At 67.2% G+C, this 19065-nt stretch carries 21 protein-coding genes and 2 pseudogenes; 12 read left to right on the forward strand and 11 right to left on the reverse strand.

All coding sequences use genetic code 11. The features are described 5' to 3' along the window. Nucleotides 1-58: 58 nt before the first annotated feature. Complete coding sequence (locus C4B68_RS19070) at nucleotides 59-616, reverse strand: GNAT family N-acetyltransferase (protein WP_099505887.1); 558 nt, start codon at nucleotides 614-616, stop codon at nucleotides 59-61. A 445-nt stretch (nucleotides 617-1061) separates the two neighbouring features. Here C4B68_RS19070 and C4B68_RS19075 point away from each other — a divergent pair, with 445 nt between their 5' ends. Beyond that, complete coding sequence (locus tag C4B68_RS19075) at nucleotides 1062-1829, forward strand: hypothetical protein (protein ID WP_099505886.1); 768 nt, start codon at nucleotides 1062-1064, stop codon at nucleotides 1827-1829. A gap of 376 nt (nucleotides 1830-2205) precedes the next feature. On the opposite strand, the gene C4B68_RS19085 is transcribed toward C4B68_RS19075, so the two are convergent. From C4B68_RS19085 to C4B68_RS19095, 3 genes are all read right to left on the reverse strand, one after another. Next, a complete protein-coding gene (locus C4B68_RS19085) occupies nucleotides 2206-2766 on the reverse strand; it encodes a CGNR zinc finger domain-containing protein (protein WP_099505885.1) in 561 nt (186 codons plus the stop codon). Nucleotides 2767-2845: 79 nt separating this feature from the next. Beyond that, nucleotides 2846-3040 carry a hypothetical protein gene (locus C4B68_RS19090; protein WP_099505884.1) on the reverse strand — a complete coding sequence of 65 codons (195 nt, stop codon included), beginning with the start codon at nucleotides 3038-3040 and terminating at the stop codon, nucleotides 2846-2848. 183 nt (nucleotides 3041-3223) lie between these two features. Beyond that, nucleotides 3224-4288: an alpha/beta fold hydrolase gene (locus C4B68_RS19095; RefSeq protein ID WP_099505883.1), complete on the reverse strand. Its 1065-nt coding sequence runs from the start codon at nucleotides 4286-4288 to the stop codon at nucleotides 3224-3226. Nucleotides 4289-4666: 378 nt separating this feature from the next. On the opposite strand from C4B68_RS19095, the gene C4B68_RS43335 reads away from it, so the two are divergent. Continuing rightward, nucleotides 4667-6097, forward strand: a complete 1431-nt coding sequence (locus C4B68_RS43335; RefSeq protein ID WP_240634409.1) for a PA14 domain-containing protein — start codon at nucleotides 4667-4669, stop codon at nucleotides 6095-6097. A 93-nt stretch (nucleotides 6098-6190) separates the two neighbouring features. On the opposite strand, the gene C4B68_RS19110 is transcribed toward C4B68_RS43335, so the two are convergent. Together C4B68_RS19110 and C4B68_RS19115 are read right to left on the reverse strand one after the other, a co-directional pair. Continuing rightward, complete coding sequence (locus C4B68_RS19110) at nucleotides 6191-6634, reverse strand: PIN domain-containing protein (RefSeq protein ID WP_099505882.1); 444 nt, start codon at nucleotides 6632-6634, stop codon at nucleotides 6191-6193. After that, the gene (locus tag C4B68_RS19115; protein ID WP_099505881.1) at nucleotides 6631-6897 is read right to left on the reverse strand and encodes a ribbon-helix-helix domain-containing protein; all 267 of its coding nucleotides are present in this window, start codon (nucleotides 6895-6897) and stop codon (nucleotides 6631-6633) included. Before C4B68_RS19115 ends, C4B68_RS19110 begins: the two co-directional genes overlap by 4 nt. A 479-nt stretch (nucleotides 6898-7376) precedes the next feature. Between C4B68_RS19115 and C4B68_RS19120 the strand changes: the two genes are divergently transcribed. Continuing rightward, nucleotides 7377-7676: a hypothetical protein gene (locus tag C4B68_RS19120; RefSeq protein ID WP_099505880.1), complete on the forward strand. Its 300-nt coding sequence runs from the start codon at nucleotides 7377-7379 to the stop codon at nucleotides 7674-7676. 47 nt (nucleotides 7677-7723) lie between these two features. Here C4B68_RS19120 and C4B68_RS19125 read toward each other — a convergent pair whose 3' ends face one another. After that, nucleotides 7724-8161 carry a hypothetical protein gene (locus C4B68_RS19125; protein ID WP_143674494.1) on the reverse strand — a complete coding sequence of 146 codons (438 nt, stop codon included), beginning with the start codon at nucleotides 8159-8161 and terminating at the stop codon, nucleotides 7724-7726. A gap of 490 nt (nucleotides 8162-8651) precedes the next feature. On the opposite strand from C4B68_RS19125, the gene C4B68_RS41375 reads away from it, so the two are divergent. Beyond that, nucleotides 8652-9155: a hypothetical protein gene (locus C4B68_RS41375; protein WP_143674492.1), complete on the forward strand. Its 504-nt coding sequence runs from the start codon at nucleotides 8652-8654 to the stop codon at nucleotides 9153-9155. Here C4B68_RS41375 and C4B68_RS19130 read toward each other — a convergent pair. Then, nucleotides 9087-9686 carry a hypothetical protein gene (locus C4B68_RS19130; RefSeq protein WP_143674491.1) on the reverse strand — a complete coding sequence of 200 codons (600 nt, stop codon included), beginning with the start codon at nucleotides 9684-9686 and terminating at the stop codon, nucleotides 9087-9089. The genes C4B68_RS41375 and C4B68_RS19130 overlap by 69 nt on opposite strands. 761 nt (nucleotides 9687-10447) lie before the next feature. Between C4B68_RS19130 and C4B68_RS19135 the strand changes: the two genes are divergently transcribed. Next, nucleotides 10448-12163: a hypothetical protein gene (locus tag C4B68_RS19135; RefSeq protein ID WP_143674490.1), complete on the forward strand. Its 1716-nt coding sequence runs from the start codon at nucleotides 10448-10450 to the stop codon at nucleotides 12161-12163. Continuing rightward, nucleotides 12160-12543: a hypothetical protein gene (locus C4B68_RS19140; RefSeq protein ID WP_099505876.1), complete on the forward strand. Its 384-nt coding sequence runs from the start codon at nucleotides 12160-12162 to the stop codon at nucleotides 12541-12543. Before C4B68_RS19135 ends, C4B68_RS19140 begins: the two co-directional genes overlap by 4 nt. Before the next feature lie 100 nt (nucleotides 12544-12643). Here C4B68_RS19140 and C4B68_RS19145 read toward each other — a convergent pair whose 3' ends face one another. Continuing rightward, nucleotides 12644-13054 (reverse strand): PIN domain-containing protein, encoded by a 411-nt coding sequence (locus C4B68_RS19145; protein ID WP_099505875.1) that lies wholly within the window; start codon nucleotides 13052-13054, stop codon nucleotides 12644-12646. After that, nucleotides 13051-13272, reverse strand: a complete 222-nt coding sequence (locus C4B68_RS19150) for a type II toxin-antitoxin system VapB family antitoxin (protein WP_180289380.1) — start codon at nucleotides 13270-13272, stop codon at nucleotides 13051-13053. Before C4B68_RS19150 ends, C4B68_RS19145 begins: the two co-directional genes overlap by 4 nt. Nucleotides 13273-13672: 400 nt before the next feature. On the opposite strand from C4B68_RS19150, the pseudogene C4B68_RS43340 reads away from it, so the two are divergent. Together C4B68_RS43340 and C4B68_RS19160 are read left to right on the forward strand one after the other, a co-directional pair. Beyond that, nucleotides 13673-13866 (forward strand): annotated as a pseudogene (locus C4B68_RS43340) (hypothetical protein); the annotation flags it as partial. A 52-nt stretch (nucleotides 13867-13918) separates the two neighbouring features. After that, nucleotides 13919-14419: a hypothetical protein gene (locus C4B68_RS19160; protein WP_099505874.1), complete on the forward strand. Its 501-nt coding sequence runs from the start codon at nucleotides 13919-13921 to the stop codon at nucleotides 14417-14419. Here C4B68_RS19160 and C4B68_RS43345 read toward each other — a convergent pair. Next, nucleotides 14370-14575 (reverse strand): annotated as a pseudogene (locus tag C4B68_RS43345) (hypothetical protein). The gene C4B68_RS19160 and the pseudogene C4B68_RS43345 sit on opposite strands and share 50 nt — an antisense overlap. Nucleotides 14576-14893: 318 nt before the next feature. Between C4B68_RS43345 and C4B68_RS19170 the strand changes: the two are divergent. From C4B68_RS19170 to C4B68_RS19185, 4 genes are all read left to right on the forward strand, one after another. Continuing rightward, nucleotides 14894-15895, forward strand: coding sequence for a FecCD family ABC transporter permease (locus C4B68_RS19170; RefSeq protein WP_099505873.1), 1002 nt, complete (start codon nucleotides 14894-14896; stop codon nucleotides 15893-15895). Further along, nucleotides 15892-16986: a FecCD family ABC transporter permease gene (locus C4B68_RS19175; protein WP_099505872.1), complete on the forward strand. Its 1095-nt coding sequence runs from the start codon at nucleotides 15892-15894 to the stop codon at nucleotides 16984-16986. The genes C4B68_RS19170 and C4B68_RS19175 overlap by 4 nt, the downstream gene beginning before the upstream one ends. Continuing rightward, nucleotides 16983-17897 (forward strand): ABC transporter ATP-binding protein, encoded by a 915-nt coding sequence (locus C4B68_RS19180; protein WP_099505871.1) that lies wholly within the window; start codon nucleotides 16983-16985, stop codon nucleotides 17895-17897. Before C4B68_RS19175 ends, C4B68_RS19180 begins: the two co-directional genes overlap by 4 nt. A 108-nt stretch (nucleotides 17898-18005) precedes the next feature. Beyond that, nucleotides 18006-19058: an ABC transporter substrate-binding protein gene (locus C4B68_RS19185; RefSeq protein WP_104879997.1), complete on the forward strand. Its 1053-nt coding sequence runs from the start codon at nucleotides 18006-18008 to the stop codon at nucleotides 19056-19058. Nucleotides 19059-19065: the final 7 nt, after the last annotated feature.

Raw genomic sequence — 19065 nt, forward strand, 5'->3', positions numbered from 1 at the left:
CGAACAGCGAACGTTGATCAAGTTCGAGTGCCGTTCCGCACACGCTGGGATGACCAGCTCATGGTTCTCTCATCGTGTGTCGCTGGTCGAACTCGTTGGCGAGCATGCCCATCATGACGAGGTCGTGGTGCCGGCCGGCGAAGAAAACGTGTTCCCGCAAGCGCCCCTCCTCGGTGAAGCCGAGCCGACGGGTAAGTGCCAGCGATGCCTCGTTGTGGGCGAAGATCGCTGCCAGGCATTTGTGATAGCGCCGCTCGGCAAACATGAAGCGCAGCAGCAGCATTACGGCTTCTGCCGCGTAGCCCTTGCGCCGGTGGTCAGAGCCGATCGCGATATCGAACTCGAACCAGCCTGAACGAGGGCCGGTGCGATGTGAGCCGACTGTGCCAACCAGCGCTCCCGTGGCCGTCGATTCGACTGCCAACCGGAAGCGGTCGTCATCGTACTTGGCAACGGCTTGTTCCTTCGCCCAGGCACGGTAGCTCTCGGCGGACCGCGGTAGATCCAGCCGGTTCCCTCGCTGCCCGTCATCGTCGGCGAAGCGCATGAACGCTGTCCAGTCGTCGGGCTCGATAGCGCGTAGGCGTACCCGTTTACCAGTCCAGGACGATGCCATGCCCCATTTGATCACGCTGCAGTGCGCGCGAGGCTACGCGACGTGCTGGATGCCGAGGAGGCCGCCACGGGCCCGGTGACCGCACACCAGGTGTACGGGTGACAGCGCGGCAGGCCGGATCAAGCGGCCGCGAAAACGCGGACCGTAGCAGCGCCGCGGGACCCATTCAAGGGCACCGGCCCGCAAACTCGCAGGTCAGACTGCGTGAATGGGAGCGCCGAGCGGTACATGCTGACAGCGCATCACCGGCCGCTGCCGAAAATTCGCGAGATCTCGCAACGGTATGACCAGCGGTGCACCCTCCTCCGTGTCCGGGAGGCGCCCCCGGGCGGAACAGGGGACTTGCGGTGCCGCGCCGCACGCTCCACTGAGTACGCCTACTCATGCCGACCCGCACCGGGCCGGGGACGATGGGCTGTGTCGGCGTACAGACGGGAGCGGGGGCATGGGCAGATTTCTGGGGGCGGTCGTAGCTGTCGTGGCGGCGGCCGCAGCATTGGTCTTCGCATACGTGGCGGGGGCGCCGCCCGCGGTGGTATTCGCCGTCGGGGCGGGCGTGCTGAGCCTTCTGTGGCTGCTGCTCCTGCTCACGCTGCCCTGGAACCTGTACTTCCGCGCGCATGCGGTGCTCGCCGAGATCGCGGTCAGCCGTGAGAAGGGCATGAAGGTCTCCCCGGCCCGGGATGCCGAGGCCGCGCGCATCGCCCGCACGATGCTCCGGGCGGCGGTCGCGGGTCACGTCCTGACGGCGGCGGTTGTCTTCGCGGTCACCTGGGCGACGGGCGAGTTCACGGGTTACTGGTTCGCCGCGTTCTTCCTGCTGAGCACCTTCTTCCGTCCGGCCGGCGCTTACTTCGGCCAGCTCCGGCGGCGCCTGGGCACCCTCCTGAAGGACGTCACGTATCCGCGGGACGACGTCGTTGAGCTACAGGCCCGGCTGAACCGCGCCGAGGCCGGGACGCGGGTCCTGGAGGAGAAGGCGGAGGAACAGTACCGAGCCCTCGCCGAACTGCGCCGCACCGTGGACGCGCTGGCCATGAGCACGTACGAGCGGACCGAGGAGGCGGACCGCAGGATCGCCGCGCTGGGCAGGGAGTTCGAGTCCACGGTGAACCGCCTCACCGACAACCAGGAAATCATCGCGGGCGTGAAGGCGTTCCTGCGCCTGCTGCGCTCCACCGACGCGGCCGACGGCACCCCGGCCTCCGGCTGACCGGGCCTCACAGCTCGACGCGCGGCCACGCCGCGCAATCCGCCTTCGTCGGCACGCCCTGCGTTCACGCGCATCCGATCGCCGGTCAGGACCGCGGAGCCGGCCCAAGCGCAGTACCTTCCCAAGCTGAGAGAGCGAGCTCGATTCTCGTCACCCGCTCCATGACTAAGGCCCAGGTCAGAGACCCGGCCCGGCCGCCGGATGCGCGGATCCCTTCGACGACCTGTGCACCCCGTTCCCGATTGCGCCCGGACACGATGACGTGGGCCCCTCGGCGCGCTCGACACCGGCATCGAACACCTCCGCGCGACGGCAGGCGAGCCGGTACGGACCTGACGGCCTCGGGCCGTCGCCATGACCGGCGGCGCGGGCAGGGTCAGTGGGCCGCCGCGGGCGCGGTCTTCTTGCGGGCGCGGTACGCGGCTGCCTTGATCTTGTTGCCGCAGGACTCCATCCCGCACCACTGCCGGCGCTTGCCCCGAGAGCGGTCGATGTAGGTGCGGGTGCACTCCGGGTTGTCGCACTCCTTGAGCAGGGGCACGTCCGGCCCGCTCAGGAGCTCGACGGCGTGGCGCGCCACCATGGAAAGGGCTTCTTCCGGCGTTGCCTGCGTCCATCGCCCCGACGGAGTGAGCTGCGGCACCGCGGGCGGCTTGCGTGCCGCGTTGTTCAGCACGGTCAGCGCCGCCCCGTCGTAGTCCTCCGCGAGCCGACGGGCGGTAACCAGCTCGTAAATGGCTTCCCGTACGGTCGTCGCCTGCTCGACGTCGGCCTCCTGACTGGGGGAGACCGCATCGACGATGCCGGACTCCACGTACCACGCGTTCAGCCTGTCCGGCGTCGTGAACATCTCGAAGCGCACCGAACGGCGCGCTCGGAGCGTTGCGGCGAAGTCGAGTGCCGGGTTTCCGCACACGAAAGCATGGTCGAGGTTCACATCACCATTCTGACAGGTGACTGCTGCGCCGGGCAAGGTCCGTCATCTGCCGAAGCGACGACCCATCGGCCACTCCGACTCAAAGGCCCAGGTCGGCGACGAGGCAGGAGAGGGACATCCACGATCTCTCGGCTTCGTAGGCGTACCGCGTCGGGTCGTTCGGCGTAGCCGTCTTCGGCTCGGCCATGTCCTCATGGCGGATACGCTCGGGCAACTTGCCGAACCACGCTCGGCGTGCCGCCGCGGCGCTGTCCGTGCTGTTCTGGCTTTCCATGGTCGAACTCCGTTCGGTCTCTGGCGGATCAGGGTCCTGTGACGGATCGGCGCCCTCGGGCAGATTGGATCCTCCGGTTCCGGGGCCGGATTCATCCCATGTCAGTCACCCGCCAAGAAGGGGACGAAGGGTCGGGCGGTGCCGTCGCTCGGAGTGAGGGCGTACGGGCTGATCGATGCTTCGTCAGAAATGGTCCACGTCGATGACGGCCTGGGCGAAGGCGGTGGGTGCCTCCTGGGGCAGGTTGTGGCCGATCCCCAGCAGGGTTCGGTGCTCGTACTTGCCCGTGAACCTGTCCCGGTACGAGGCGCCGTCACCCGGAGCGGTGAAGGGATCCCGCTCGGGGTCGAGGGTGATGGTGGGCACCTCGATGACCGGCCGCGCGGCAAGCCGCTTCTCGGGTCCGTCGTAGCGGCGCTCCCCGTCGGCGAGGCTCAGCCGCCAGCGGTAGTTGTGGATGACGATGGCCGCGTAGTCGGGGTTGCCGAAGGCCGCCGCCGTGCGCTCGAACGTGGCGTCGTCGAAGTCCCACGTCGGGGAGACGGTGTCCCAGACGAGCCTGGCCAGGTCGTGGCGCAGGGTCTTGTCCTCCATGGCGAGCCGGCCTCGCTCGGTGGAGAAGTAGTACTGGTACCACCAGTTGTGTTCGGCCTTGGGTGCCAGCGGCTTCAGGTTGGCCTCGAGGTTGGTGATGAGATATCCGCTCACCGACACGAGGGCCTTGCAGCGTTCGGGCCAGAGTGCGGCGATGATGTCGGCGGTGCGCGATCCCCAGTCGAAGCCGGCCAGAACGGCCCTCTCGATCTTGAGGGCGTCCATCAAGGCGATGATGTCCAGGGCGATGGCCGACTGCTGGGCATTCCGGAACGTCCGGTCGGAGAGGAAGCGCGTCGTGCCGTGGCCGCGCAGATACGGGACGATCACCCGGTAGCCCTCCTCGGCCAGCAGTGGGGCGACGTCGACGTAGCTGTGGATGTCGTACGGCCAGCCGTGCAGGCAGATGACCGCGGGACCGTGGGCGGGGCCCAGTTCCGCGTAGCCGACGCTCAGCAGACCGGCCCTGATCTGCTTCAGCCGCGGAAAGGTGCTGTGCGCGGCGGGGACGACCGTGGAAACGGTCGACGCCGGGGATGCGCCGCTCCGGGTGACGGCGGACGCGGCCTGCAGGCCCTGCAGGCCGGTCAGTGAGACGGCTGCCGCACCCGTGCCCAGTCCCAGGGCCTTGCTGAAGCTACGCCTGTTGATCATGGGAATGCCCTCCGCGCGTTTACGTGTACCGGCTTGTGCGATGGCCGACTGTTCCACAAAGATCGTCACCAGTCAAACAGGTGACGGTGAGCGGCCATCCACGCCTGGTTTCCGCGGCCTTTTGCTGCGGCTCCGCCAGATGGCACTCCGGTCAGGCTCAATCCCTCCGCCATCATCACCGCCTCGACTGGTGAAACGCGAAGCTGCCAATCTTCAGTCACCGCCTGAACGGGTGACGTGGGCGCGGAGGGTGGCGGTGTCGACGGGGGTTCCGGTCCGGGTGTGGTGGTCGGCGCCATCGGGCGCGCCGTGCAACCTTCCTCCCAGGTCACGGGTCTCCACGCTGTACGTCCTGCCCGCACAGCGCGAAAGGTCCCCGTGCGCCAGAAGAGTCTCGTCGCCGCCGTGACCGGTGGCGCCATGTCCGCCGTCGTCCTCGGCAGCCTGCTGGCCGCCGCCCCGCAGGCGGCAGCCGCCGACGTCACCTGCTCGACCAACGTCCACAAGCGGACGTTCTACAAGAACACCTCGTTCTCCGGCTCCCCGGCGAGGACCGACTGCGACAGCACCATCGACCAGAGCTGGTCCGGCAGCCCGTTCTCCGGCATGCCGTCGAACAACTTCGGTGTCCGCTGGTCGGTGACCCGCGACTTCGGCTCCGGCGGCCCCTTCACGTTCACCGTCTCCGCCACCGACGGCGTCCGCGTCTACCTGGACGGCGTCCGCAAGATCGACCTGTGGACGGGCACCGGTGACACCGCCCGCTCCAAGAGCGTCAACCTCACCGTCCCCTCCGGCAAGCACACCCTCCGCGTCGACTACGTGAACTGGAGCGGCGCCGCGAAGGTCAAGTACACGTACACGCCCCGGACTTCGGCCACGTACGACAAGACGAAGCCACTCGCCCCCACCGGCGCGAAGACCGCCTACAACACCACCACCCGCAAGACGATCCTCTCCTGGTCCGCCAACAAGGAGATGGACCTGGCGAGTTACTCCCTCTACCGGCGGCCCGTCGGCTCCAGCACCTGGACGAAGGTCACCACGACCACCGCCCGCAGCCACACCGACCCCCTCGTGAACCCCGACGACCGCACGCCCTACTACTACGAGGTGCGCGCCATGGACAAGGCGGGCAACACCTCCTCCGGCAGCACGGACACCATCGTCCGTCCCCTGCCGATCGTCACCTCCCTGACCGGCACCTACGACAAGGCGACCGGCAAGGTCACCCTGAACTGGCCCCTCAACACCGAGCCGCACTTCGACCACTACACGGTCCTCAGCAACGACCTGGTGGACGGCTATTACAAGTGGGTCCCGCTGGGCACGACAACCGGCAACACCTGGACCACCGGCCCCGTCACCGCCGACGGCGAGACCCGCCACTACCGCGTCCTCGTCACCAACGACGGCGGCACCACCACCTACAACCCGAACTGGCTCGACGCCTACGCCCCCCATGAGCTCTGGCTCACGATCCCCGACGGCATCGCCCCTGCCTACGCCCCCGACCTGACCCTGGGCTCGTGCGCGAGCGGCATCCAGGCGACCGCCAGCGACAGCACGCCGGCCCCGATCCGCGACTTCAACGGCTTCGAGATCGAGCGCCGCGAGGCGGGCACGAACACCTGGTCGGTCGTCCTGCACCAGGGCTACGACCCGCGCCTGGCCACCGCCACGGCCACCGTCTGCGACCCGCTGCCCGCCGACGGGCGCACCTATGAGTACCGGGCCCGTTCCTATGACACGGCCGGGAACTACTCGCCGTACAGCGAGATGCGTGCCGTGACCGTGCCGGTCGGCTGACGGTCACGGGGAACCGTGACGGGGCCCGCAATCTGCTGAGCCAGGTGCCCAAGTCCCTTCTACGGCTATGACTTCGGCGCCGGGACGCTCCCGTCAGAGTGGCAGGTCGTCGGGCAGCACCCGGAATGCCTTGTGGCGGCCCAGCGGGCGCACGGCGCGGAAATCGCGGCGATCGAGGGTGAGAATCGCGTCGGTGTCGTAGTCGGCGGCCAGGGCCACGTTCACCGCGTCGGCCAGGTCGAGGTCCAGTGAGCGGTAGCGGGTGCGGACGGACTGGGCAGCGCCCAGGTGGCCCTCCGTGATCTCCGGCATGACGACACGCCCCCGGCTCATCCAGCGCCGGAGGTCGTCGACCGCGCTCACGGCCGCCTCCCGCCCCAACTCGCGCGTGGCGACGTGATCCAGTTCCGCAAGCAGGAGCGGTGACATCACCAGGAGACCGGCCGCCATGAGCGCCTCATTCGCCGCCCCGTGCTCCGGGTGAGTCGAGTCGAGAGCCGCCAGGAGGCCGGACGTGTCGGCAATGACGATGATCACGCCGCTGTCCCGGACCCAGAGTCGGCCTCACGCCGGACGGCGTCGGCGACCGCGTCACGGACCTCGTCCTTGGCCGGCGTACGGCCCGGTCCCTCGAAGGTGCGCGAGAACAGCGGCTCATCCCAGACACGGTTTGCCATGGCCGCGAGGTGGATCCCCTGACGGATGATCTCGGCCTCGCTTATCCCCCGACGCTTGGCGGCCTCCTTGATGATCGCCAGGTCCTCGGGATCGGCGTAGACATTGGTGCGCTTCATGGACATGTACCAAGCGTAGCTCATGTACCAGATTGACGTATGCCGTGCGGCTTCTGCCCGCATGCCGTCGACCAACGGCGATCGCGCTGACCACGCAGACCGTTCCGCTGCCAGACTGGTTACGGTCGGCCACGGCCGGATCGTGTCGCCCCGCCCCGAGCGTCGTACGCCCCCCGACGGATTGCGCACGCAACATCATTCGTGAGCGGTTGTGTCGGTCTCTGCGCGCGATACATCGCTCCGCGAATCCCGCGAAACTGCCGAACACCGCACGGCCGCTCCTCGTCGGAGTGGCCCCTTTGGCGCGAGCCTCGAAGATCATGGCCCCAACGTCATGCTTTACCGGGTCCCAGACCGGTCCACAGACTGCCCGACGCGCCGGAAGCTTACGGGGCCGTGATCACTCGCGCCAAAGCAGCTCCAGGCCGAAGTCGTTCCGCCGACCTTGTCGTACTCTGCGGCTCTCTGCGCCGAAGGGATGAGCGATGCAGGACCGCGTATGGCAGCTACGCCGGGGGGACGAAGTGATCGGCAGGATGACTCTCGAAGCGATCGACATGTTCTGGCACGACTGCCGCTTCGAGGCTTCGACCGGCTGGCCGACCCTTAAGCCCTTCGTCGAGGCGTCTCGGGCTGCTTGGAAACAAGGAGACACAGAAGCGGCCTTGGAGGCCGACGAGGCCATCTACGCGTTGGGCCTCGAGCTGGTGCCGGAAGACGGAGGCGAGCCGATCACGGAGTTCCTGCTGCGCATCGATGGGAACTTCGCACGCTTCCGGTACTGACGGTCTGGCCGCCCCTGTCGTCAGTGAGACTCCGCCGACCTCGTGTGTCAGCGCCCGTAGACGTGGCCGCGTACCAGCGGGTCGTTCTCCAAGATGAAGTCGGAAACCTCCCAGAACTCCGAAAGCTTCGGGTGCTGGAGAGCAGTTTCACGATCGAGCTTGGTGCCGAACAGTGGCCCGTCGGGATGCGCGAGCCCGGCCGTTACCAGGGTCGAAGCCGGGGTGTCCTGCCCAGCCACTGGTCCGACGCGGCAGGCGAACGAGACGTGATCGGTCCACTGCTCAGAGCCAGCGCCCCAGGTCCCGAAGATCACGTCTATCCACGCATCGTGATCCCTGTCCTTGTGGTGGTAGCAGTTCGCGAAGTAGACGGCATACGCGGCACCGTCGGCGTAGATGAAGTTCCACGCCCGTTCGATCGGAGCTTGGCAGCAGTCACACTGAAATTCGCGGGTCTGCCGGTCCGGGCCAAAGGTCAGTGACATGACGGACATCATGCGGCACGATCGGTGGCCCGCGGTGAGCGCCCTCGGCGGCCCCCTGCCAGAGGCACACGGGCCGTGTGAGAGGCGACCAGCGCCTAGGACAGAATTCGGGGACGCCGGAGGCCGAGAACGCGGCAGAGGGTTACACGAACCCGCGACCGACCGAGTTTCGACTTTCTCTGCTTGTTCAAGGCGGCTCGCTCCGCTCGCCGCGCGCTACAGCAATCGGCCGCTTAATAACCGCATGGCGTGGGCGTCTAGTTTCTGGTTCCCGTTACGGTGCGGCGATGTGGCAAGTACCTTCGCGACATGCCACACAGATCACTCACCTCGCGCTTCGCCGAGGCGCGAAGCAACGTCAAGGCACGCCGTCATCGCCAGTTGAGCTTTGAGGTCCGCGAGGACTTGAACATAATCAAATCTCTAGTTGACATAGACGAACAAAGGCGCTTGTTCTATTGCCACGGCGTTCTTCGCCATAGTCTCAACGGTGGCGATCATCAACCGATTCATGGAATCGATTGATCGGCGAAATCATCACGGAAAGCCGTACGATCGGGTAGTGCTCGATCTGATCTCGATCGCCGGGAAGCTTCACCAGGCGTGTGACAAGTGGCGGAGTGACAAGGATGCGCAGAATATTTGCCGAGAGATAGAGAGCGTTGCGCGGGCTGCACAATATCTGGTCTCATCTTCAAGGCGTCTAGATGATGGCGATATCAATGTACGTATCGGCTTTCGTAATGAGGCGGATAGAATAGCTGAGGGGATTCGTGAACATAAGCACCTTGTGGCGCGCTCTTACTCGCCTGAGGCCTGCAGTGAGGCTGCTAGATCTCTGGCTTCTGCAGCTGCAATGTTAGCCGAGGGCGACATGATCTCCATGCTTGCCCACTGCCCCGAGCCCAATGCCGCTCCGCCGACCTCAGTCGCTCTTCGCCCCCAGATCAAGCCACTTATCCTGCTCTGCCAGCTTCGCGAAGACGATGACTGACATCAATGATGATGCGGAGCCTAGAGTGATCTTCAAGATCTGCTCATCAGCCTTGCAGGGCTCGTCGCCCTCGTATCGCTCAACAGCCATGATGTGCTGAAGTGGGATGACGTGGATATCACCAGAATCGAGCTCAAACACGAGGGGACTCGTCGGTTCGAACCATGCTGACCCGGGGCCCGCCATGTGCTTGCGAGTGAGCATGGCGACGAGCGCTTCACCACGTGCAGTGATCCGAGCTGGAGAGGGACGACCAGACAAGTCGAAGGCCTCCACGGGTCCGCTGGGGCTGATCATCCGATACACCGTCGGCCCTAGATGCATGCCACTGACGTCAGCAGCGATAGCCCTCAATACAACACGTCGAGCAATCGCGCGGATGGCGGCACAGGCAACGATGACCACAGGCGCAAGCCAGAGAACGGTCTCGCCCTCGAACCCGACGCCGTCGCAGACCAGACCACTGGCATCACCGCCGTAACAGATGGTCCCTTCAAAATCGTGCGAGGCTGCTACGAGCCAAGCAATCACGGCTCCCACTGTGAAGAACCACGTGGCCTGAACCACGCGTCTACCGACGCCCACGCGCCATCCCCCCATCCCCAACCAATGCCCAGACTGCTGCCATATCCGCTCAAGCCCGAACAGCAGCACAACCGTAGCGCCCTGCTGTACAGCAGCGAAGTACAGCAACCACAGCAACCGACCATGACCGACACCCACTCTGGCGGACCGTGCGGCGGCCTCTATGACCTTCGTTGACCGATCTCTGTAGAGCTACGGATCAGAAGGTGCGGCTGTGGGCGCGCACCACGGCCGCACCACAAGCGCACCAGATCTAGCGGGGAACAGCGGGGAATCACGGGGAACCCCCGGGCACCCACGTAAGCCGCCCACCACCATTCGCCGAGGCCAGCCCTGCAACCGGCCCTAGATCACATCAGCTTCCCGAGCTGAGAGCGCGAGTTCGATTCTCGTCACCCGCTCCAGAAACCCCAGGTCAGCGGCCTGGGGTTTATTTTGGGCACGGAGTCCCTGAGGCAATCGACACCTCTGTCGCCGACGCCCCCGGTTCCTCCCACCAACCAGTATTGGGCTCTCGCATTCTCATGGGACCTCGACCGTGCTGTCCTCCTCGCCCCGGAGCGGCGCAACCTGAACGCCGCCCATGCTCCCCTGCCTGCCGGCTTTGTTGTGGTTGGTGGTGTAGCCAGAGTCCGGGACGCGCGGCAGCATGAATCACCGGCAGCCAAGGGGGGCACGCCGGGCACGGACGGGGGTGAGCGCTAGCGATGGGATTAGGCAGGGAGCTCGGCAAGGACGCGGACAGTTCCGCGGCCATCGACAGCTTGTTGTTCAATGCGCCTTCCCTACCACTGGGTGTCGCGGGCGGCATGCACGGCCAGGGGGCGGAGCAGACAGAGACGACACGGCTGTTAAGTATGGCGGCCTACCTGCGACCTGACTCCCCGGCAAAGTTCCGCACATGGCGGAAGAAAAAACGGGCCAAGCTCAAGACGAAGCTGACGTCCGAGTCCGTGCAGAAGTGGCTGGACAAGAAACAGAAGGCGCAGAAGGACGCCGCCGCGGACGAGGTGCCCGAGAAACCACAACCGAAAGTGATCATCGGGCACGGCTACGTTCGCTGGGTACGCAACCGCGTCGCCTCCGGCCGCCCTGTGCCATCATTCGGTTTCGAACTCACGCCGGTCATCGAGCGCTGCGCCGCCGCCGAGGATCTGCTGCATCTCCGGCGAGCCGTGATGACGCTGGCCGTACTGGCCGGACTCGCGTGTCTGCTCACCACAGCCACCGAGTTGGCCGCGGTCGTGGTGGTCGCGGGCTTATGGACCGCCTTCTATCTTGATCGGCTCCTCGCCCACCGCCGCCTCGTGCAGATGACCGGAGAATCCATCGACACGGGCACCCGGGCACGCGGCATCACCCGGAAGAGCCGTCACGCCCTGGAAGCCGTCAGGCAGCTCAAGTTCGGGACGGTAATTCCGTACGTCACCGAGATCCGCGCGGGCAGCCCCAAATACCACTTCGTTGGAGCGGGGAAAGTCTGGTACGAGGCCCCGATCGGCATCGACGTCTTGCCTGCCCGGACAAAGCCCGAGAACGACGACGGACCTGGCTCCCCCATCCCGGGCCCCCGCGCCAAAGATCTCTTTACCCCTCCCGGGCCGGAGCCGGCTGTCGTCAAACGGTTCACCCCGGACGAGCTGCTCGCGCATGTCGTACGCGACCTCAAGCGCGGTACCGCGCCCAGCCCCGCCTTCCACCCGGACAGCCGGCTCGAGGCGTACGGAGTCTCCGCGATCTCCGCGGAGCGCTGGAAGGGCATCACTCCCGAGCAGTGGACGTCACTGAATGTCCTTGCCGAACACGGCCCCCAGGCTGTCGGTGCGGAACGCGCCCCGAAGGTGGCCCGCCGGTTCCTGTGCGCCCGCGTCATCTCCTGGGACGGTGAACTGGCGGCCTCGGTCTTCGTGGGCTTCGCTTATGAGGACCACTACTTGAGGGTCACTGTCCGTCCCCACGTGATGAACCCTCTCCACCCCGATCTGCGCGCCGCCGACGGCGAGGCCACCGCCTCTGGCTGGTCCTGGCACCGCCGCGCCTGGCTCGCCTCGGCCGTGGACGTGGTGCTGATGTTTGTCCGGCTGTTCAACCACGGCAAGGACCGCCGACGCCCCGAACTCGACAAGCAGAAAGGGCCCGTGAGCCTGCGCGAGGCGTACTCGACCCGGTACATGGACGACATGCTCCAGTACGACGACGCACGCCGCTACATCGAGATGATGCAACGGCGCATCTTCGACTCAGTCGAGAAGTTCCTCGAGGAGCACAACGTCGACACCGGCTCCTACGTGCAGCAGACCACGGTCATTCTCCAGAACTCCGGCGTCATCAACTACGGCGAGATGGGCTCCGTACAGAACCAGCCCGGAGCCGTCGGCTCCCAGATGAACGCCCAGCCCCCGATGACAGGAGGAAAAGCGTGATCCGCAGCAACAGCCAGCCCTCGGGCGACAATTCCGGCATCGTGAACTACGGGTCGATGGGCAACGTCCAGAACCAGCCGGGTGCCACCAACTCCGAGCAGAACCAGACCAACACAGGCACCGGCCCGGACCAGTTGAAGGAATTCACCGCCCTGCTCGACCGCATCCGACGGCAACTGGCGGCCGAGCAAGGCCGCGTCAACGACTACCAGCAGTGCGTCGTCCTTCTCGACCTCATCGCCCAGCAACGCCTCGACGACACCGTCGGCCGCACCGTGGCGAGGGGCACGCTGGAACAGATCCTGGCCAAGTGCGACGGCATCCCCGGACTCGTTTCCCTCGTGACTTCCGCTCTCTCATTGATCGCCACCTTCTCCTGACATCGGACAACCCGAGGGCTCGGGTCACACGGCGCGGGGACAGGGGGGCACCTGTCAGGATTACTTCCTCATCCACAACCTGTGGGGCGGCGGAAGCGCCTCAGGCGACGTCGTGGACGTTGTGCTCGGTCAGGTCGGATGCGTGCCGGGCAATAGCACGGTAGTCGGCATCGTCATGGAGGACAGCCAGACCGTGGTGGGCCGCGGTGGCGGCGATGATGAGATCCACCGCCGAGGCACTGCGATGCTCCCCGGCCTGGGCCATACGGTGTTGCACCGCGCCGATCCAGCGCCCAGCGTTCTTCGGCACCGACACGTCGGGGTAAAGATCAGTGAACATCTCCGCGATCTCGTCGTACTCGCGTCCGTTCCGGGCACTGTGGAGAAACTCGGCACGTTGCACATAGCAGGATGCGATGGCCGCTGCATCGATCGCGTCGTACCAGGCCGATTGCAGTTTTGGATCGCGGAGCAGCCGGACCAGGCCGGACGTGTCGAGCAAGTAGATCACCGGCTGTGCTTCTCCGCCCGATGCAGACGCTCGGCGTCCTCGACGGCACCCCACTCACGCGCACGCTCGAAGTGACGGCTGATGCGTGCCGCACGTTCCTGCTGCTCGGCGTAGAAGTTCAGAGCGAGATTGACCGCTTCCTTCTTGGTCCTGACCTTGGCCAGAGCCATGGCACGTTCCAGAGCGTCGTCGTCGATGTCGATCTGCGTCACGGACATGCGGCACCTCCCGCACCATGTTGGTGATGTACATAGAAGAATACGTCACCAACATTCGCGGGTCCACGTCTGAGTGGTCGGCTCCCGATATGCGTTCAAGACGGCCCCCATGCCGGCAGCGGAACTCGGTCAAGGTCTGTCGCGAACCTGCAGGTCATAGCGCCGGTTGAGGACCGCGACCGGCCCGGTCGCCAGCAGGCGGACCGCGAGAGCATCGCGCCTCGTGGCACGGTCCGATGGCGCGTCAGGATGCTGGTCCCGCATTCGACCTGTGTGGCGGCCGGGTCATCACCCGTGGAGAAAGTCGACGGACGCCCGCCTCGGCGCCGCGGCAGAGGCGCTGGCAGTCGGGGGGCGGGGGTTTCTGGTCCTTCGGTGCGTGCCTGGGCTGGAGCTGACTTTCCACGGAGATCTCTCGGTCTTCATCGACCGTTCAGGCCGCCGGGTGGTTGAACCGGGCCGCTGAAACTACGGTTGGCGGCCTCCAGCGCGGACATACGGCACACGGCGCGGCTGACCCTCACGGGACCGGTACGGATGCTGGGCCTGGACTGGAGGTTGCGGTGCGAGGTGGAGATGTCGGGGGTGGAGTGACCCTCAGCGTCGGGAGTACGGGGGCGTCCACCATCAGCTGATAGGCGTCGCGATGGCGGTGTGCGCCTGCGTCGTCAGTGCGCCGGTGGCCTTCGGCGTGCGCGGGATACCTGCCGTGGTCGACGACGCGGTGTGGAAGGTCATCCTTCTCATGCTCGGTTGCAACGTGCTCTTCGGACTGCTCGAGGCTTCCCGGCTCAAGTGGGTCAGTGAGGTTCGCACCTTCGAGGAAGCGGTTCCGCTGGACGACCCCGAAATCCTCCGACCCGCCGACTACTCCCTGCGCCACAACCTCGTCGATAAGGGCTTCCTCACCGTGCTGCTGGTGCCGGCACTGGTCATGGGACTGACCTTGAGCCCCTGGCTGTCCCTGACCCCCCTGTGGATGTCTCTGGACTGGCTGATGCGGGCCGGCATCGCAGCGCGCTGGGAGAAGAGGAACGCCGTGCTGTTGTGGCGGGGGCACGTCCCGGGCAGTCCGTGGGAGCTCTCGTACTCCCCGGTCAGGCCGTCGCCACCGACTCGAACCGCCACCGATACACCGCCCGAGTGACCAACCCCCTTTCGGGCTCCGGGAGTTCGGCTCGGTCGGCGTCGTACGCGGCGTCCACCATGTGATGACCAGCAACCGGTCCCGCGGGGCCCGGAAGGTCCCGCGGCGCAGGGACGGGGCGGGCAGCTCCTGCGTGCGATCCTCGACGCCATCCAAGACCTGCTGAACTGCTGGTCCGGCACCTGCCACCGCCCCCTGCCCAGAACGTCCACCACCAGCCCAAACCCAAGAGCCAGAGCAACCTAACGGAGTCCTACTAGTCGTCGGCCGCGTACATCTGGACCGGCTGTACCCCCCCTGAGAGACCGGCCACGACGCCTACCCAGTCGCTTGCCCGCCATCAGTGCCTTACCGGAAGCTCGCGAACCTCGGCCCTGGCATGCCTGCGCCCGCGGTCCGAGACAGACGTAAGTCGCTCTCCTGCCACCACGTACTCTTAGGCAAGCCTTAGCTAATTGATACGGAGAACGGTGCATGCCAGGAGCCGCAAGACGCCGCGTCGGCTGGACAGCCGCCGCCCTTCTCCTGTTGCTGGCCGTGCTGCTCAGCCTCGCGGTCGGCAGTCGTACCGTCCCTCCCTCCGAGGTCTGGGACGCTCTGGCGCACGGTGGTACGAGCGACGACGCCCAGGTCGTACGGTCGCTGCGCGTGCCGCGGACGGTCATCGGTGTGCTGGTCGGCGTCGCACTGGCCGTCGCCGGAACGGTTCTGCAGGGCATCACCCGGAACCCGATCGCCGAGCCCGGCATCCTCGGCATCAGCCAGGGTGCCTCGGTGGGCGTGGTCTTCGCCATCGCCTTTCTCGGGGTGCACACGCTGACCGGATACGTCTGGTACGCCTTCGCGGGCGCGGGAGTTGCGGCGGTCTGCATCTACGCCGTCGCCAGCAGCGGACGCGGCGGCGCGTCTCCGGTCAAGCTGGCACTGGCGGGGGCCGCGATGAACGCGTTCCTCGCCTCCGTCATCTCGGCCGTTCTCACCACCAACGCACGGGCCCTGGACGAGTTCCGGTTCTGGGACGTCGGTTCGATCAGCGGGCGGGACGCGACGATCGCGGGCCAGGTCTGGCCCTTCCTGCTCGCCGGTCTGCTGCTGGTGCTGGCCATGGCCCGCGGGCTGGACGCGCTCGCGCTCGGCGACGACATCGCGCGCGGGCTCGGCCACAACGTCGCCCTGCTGCGCGCGACCGGCGCCCTGGGCGCGACCGTCCTGACGGGCGCCGCGGTCGCCGCGGCCGGCCCCATCGCCTTCGTCGGTCTCGCCGTACCGCACATCGCCCGCGCGCTCGTCGGACCAGCACACCGCCTGCTGCTGCCCATGGCCGCGCTGCTCGGGCCGGTGATGCTGCTCCTGGCGGACGTCCTGGGCCGGATCGTCGTACGGCCCTCGGAAGTACCGGTGGCCGTCATGGCTGCCCTGGCCGGTGTGCCGTTCCTGGTCGTGCTGGTGCGGAGGAAGGCGGTGGCGGCGGCATGACGTCCGTCGATCGGGGTGTCCCGTCCAAGTCCCCTGCCGCCGTCCGTCCCGCGGGGCACACCGTCCTGCGGGCCGGGCGCGGCAGCAGCTTCCTGGTGCACCGCAGGGCCCTTGTGGTGGCCGTCGTCCTGGCCGCCCTGCTCGCGGCCGCCGTCGTGACGTCCCTGTGCGTCGGCGAGTCGTTCGTGCCGCCGGCCGAGGTCGTCCGCGTGCTGTTCGGGCTGCCCAGTCCCGACGGGTTGGTGGTCGGCACGCTGCGGTTGCCGCGGTTGGTGACCGGGCTGCTGGTGGGGGTCGCCTTCGGGCTGTCCGGCGCGCTGATCCAGACCATGGCCCGCAACCCGCTCGCCAGTCCCGACGTCATCGGCGTGACGCACGGCGCGGGAGCGGCGACGGTCGCCGCGATGACCTTCGGTCTCAGCTCGTACGCCGTCCTGCCGTACGTGTCCGTCGTGGGCGGGCTGTTGGCCGCCCTGCTGGTCTACCTGCTCGCGTGGCGGGGCGGCCTGACCGCCTCCCGTTTCGTCCTCGTGGGCATCGGCATCTCGGTGGCGCTCGGCTCGCTGACCCGGCTGCTGGTGACCAAGGGCGACTACCTGATCGCCCAGCAGGCCAAGACCTGGCTCACCGGGTCGCTCAACGGCCGCGGCTACGACCAGGCGGCACCGCTCGCGACGGCCCTGCTGCTGCTCCTGCCGTTCCTGCTGTGGGCGGCCCGCGCGCAGCGGAGCGCGGCGTTCGACGAGGACACGGCCACCGCACTCGGTATCCGGCTCGGCCGGGTGCGGTTCGGGCTGAGCGTCCTCGGTGTCGTCCTCGCGTCCGTCGCGACCGGGGCCGCGGGTCCCGTCGACTTCGTGGCCCTGCTCGCCCCGCAGATCGCCCGTCGGCTCACCCGCACCCCGCACGTTCCGCTGGTGTGCTCCGCGCTGACGGGAGCACTGATCGTGGTCGTCGCGGATCTGCTGGCCCGCAGGCTCCTGTCCCCGCTGGAACTGCCGGTCGGCGTGTTCACCGCCCTGGTGGGCGCCCCGTATCTCATGTGGCTGATCGTCCGTACCCGCAGCAGCCGTTCCGGAGGAACCGCGTGACCGGCAACCGTCCCACCGCGCAGGACAACCCCCTCGCCGACCAGGACACCCCCCTCACCGCGCAGGGCAACCGTCCCACCACCCGGGACAACCGTCTCGCCGCACGAGGACTCACCCTCGCCTACGAGGACCGTACGGTCGTCGAGGACCTGGACCTGGAGATCCCGGACGGAAAGGTCACCGTCATCGTCGGCCCCAACGCCTGCGGCAAGTCCACCCTGTTGCGCGCCCTGGGCCGGCTGCTGAAGCCGCGTCGGGGCGCCGTGCTCCTCGACGGCGCCGAGCTGGCCCGCATCCCCACCAGGCGGATCGCCCAGGTGATCGGGCTGCTGCCGCAGACCCCGGTGCCGCCGGAGGGAATCACGGTCGCCGACCTGGTCTCGCGCGGACGGCAGCCGCACCAGAAGTGGTGGCAGCAGTGGTCCGGGACCGACGAGAGGGCCGTTTCCGAGGCGATGGAGCGCACGGGGACCATCGACCTCGCCGACCGCCCGGTCGACGAACTGTCAGGGGGTCAGCGCCAGCGCGTGTGGATCGCGATGGCCCTGGCCCAGGACACCGACCTGCTGCTGCTCGACGAGCCGACGACGTACCTGGACATCGCCCATCAGGTCGAAGTGCTGGATCTCGTACGGCAGTTGAACCGTGAGCGCGGCCGGACCGTGGTGGCGGTGCTGCACGACCTGAACCAGGCGGCGCGCTACGCCGACCACCTGATCGCCATGCGGGCGGGGCGGATCGTGGCGCAGGGCCCGCCCGCCGACATCGTCACGGCCGGCCTCGTCCACGAGGTCTTCGGGCTCAACTCGGTCGTCGTGCCTGATCCGGTGACGGGTGATCCGCTGGTGGTTCCCGGCCCTCCGCGAGAGGTGGGGCCGGGCCCCGTGCCCGCGCAGAAGGCGGCCACGTGAACCGTCACGTGATCGGTACCACACCGCCCGGGTGTGGCCCCTTCACAAGATTCTCATAAGGTAAGCCTCACCTTAGTTTTTTCTTGCTCGTACGACGGGAGTCCTCCCATGTCCCTCCGCCGCCGCGGCACCGCCGCCGCAGCCCTCGCCCTCGCCCTCGCCGCCACGCTCTCCTTGACGGCGTGCGGTTCCTCCGACGGCGGGGAAGGCACGGCCGCCGAGGCCTCCGCCGGTGCCGGTGACAAGAAGGCGGTCGCCCAGGGCGGGGAGGACTTCTCGGACGCGGCGAAGAAGACCGCCGCGATGGGCACCGACGCCAAGGCCGGCGAGTGGCCCCGCACCGTCACCCACGCCATGGGCAAGACGGAGATCAAGGCCCAGCCCAAGCGCGTGGTCGTCCTCGACGTCGGCGAGCTCGACAACGTCGTGTCCCTCGGCATCAAGCCGGTCGGCCTCGCCCCCACCGAGGGTTCCCCCGAGCTGCCGTCGTACCTGAAGAAGGACGCGGGCAGCCCGAAGAACGTCGGCACGATCAACAACCTCAACCTGGAGGCGATCGCCGCGCTGCAGCCCGACCTGATCCTCGGCAGCCAGCTGCGCGCCGCCGACAAGTACGACGAGCTGTCCCAGATCGCGCCGACCATTTTCTCCCTCCGCCCCGGCTTCACCTGGAAGGAGAACTACCTCCTCAACGCGGCCGCCCTCGACAAGACGGCGCAGGCGAAGGAGAAGCTCGCGGCGTACGAGGACAAGGCCGAGGCGCTGGGCAAGAAGCTCGGCACCGACAAGCCGACCGTCTCGATGGTCCGTTACCTGCCGGACGGTGTCATCCGCCTGTACGCCAACGCCTCGTTCATCGGCACGATCCTGAAGGACACCGGCATCCCCCGGCCGAAGAACCAGGACATCGAGGACCTCGCCGCCGAGATCAGCGCCGAGAACATCGACCAGGCCGACGCCGACTACATCTTCACCGGCGTCTACGGCGACCCGAAGGCCACCGACAAGTCCACCGCGCAGAACAACCCGCTGTGGAAGAACCTCGGCGCCGTCAAGGCCGGGCACGCCTACGACGTCCCCGACGAGACCTGGTACCTCGGCCTCGGCGTGACGTCCGCCGACGAGGTGCTCGCCGACCTGGAGAAGCACCTCACGAATTGACTTGCTC

The sequence above is a fragment of the Streptomyces dengpaensis genome (assembly GCF_002946835.1).
Classification (GTDB): Bacteria; Actinomycetota; Actinomycetes; order Streptomycetales; family Streptomycetaceae; genus Streptomyces; species Streptomyces dengpaensis.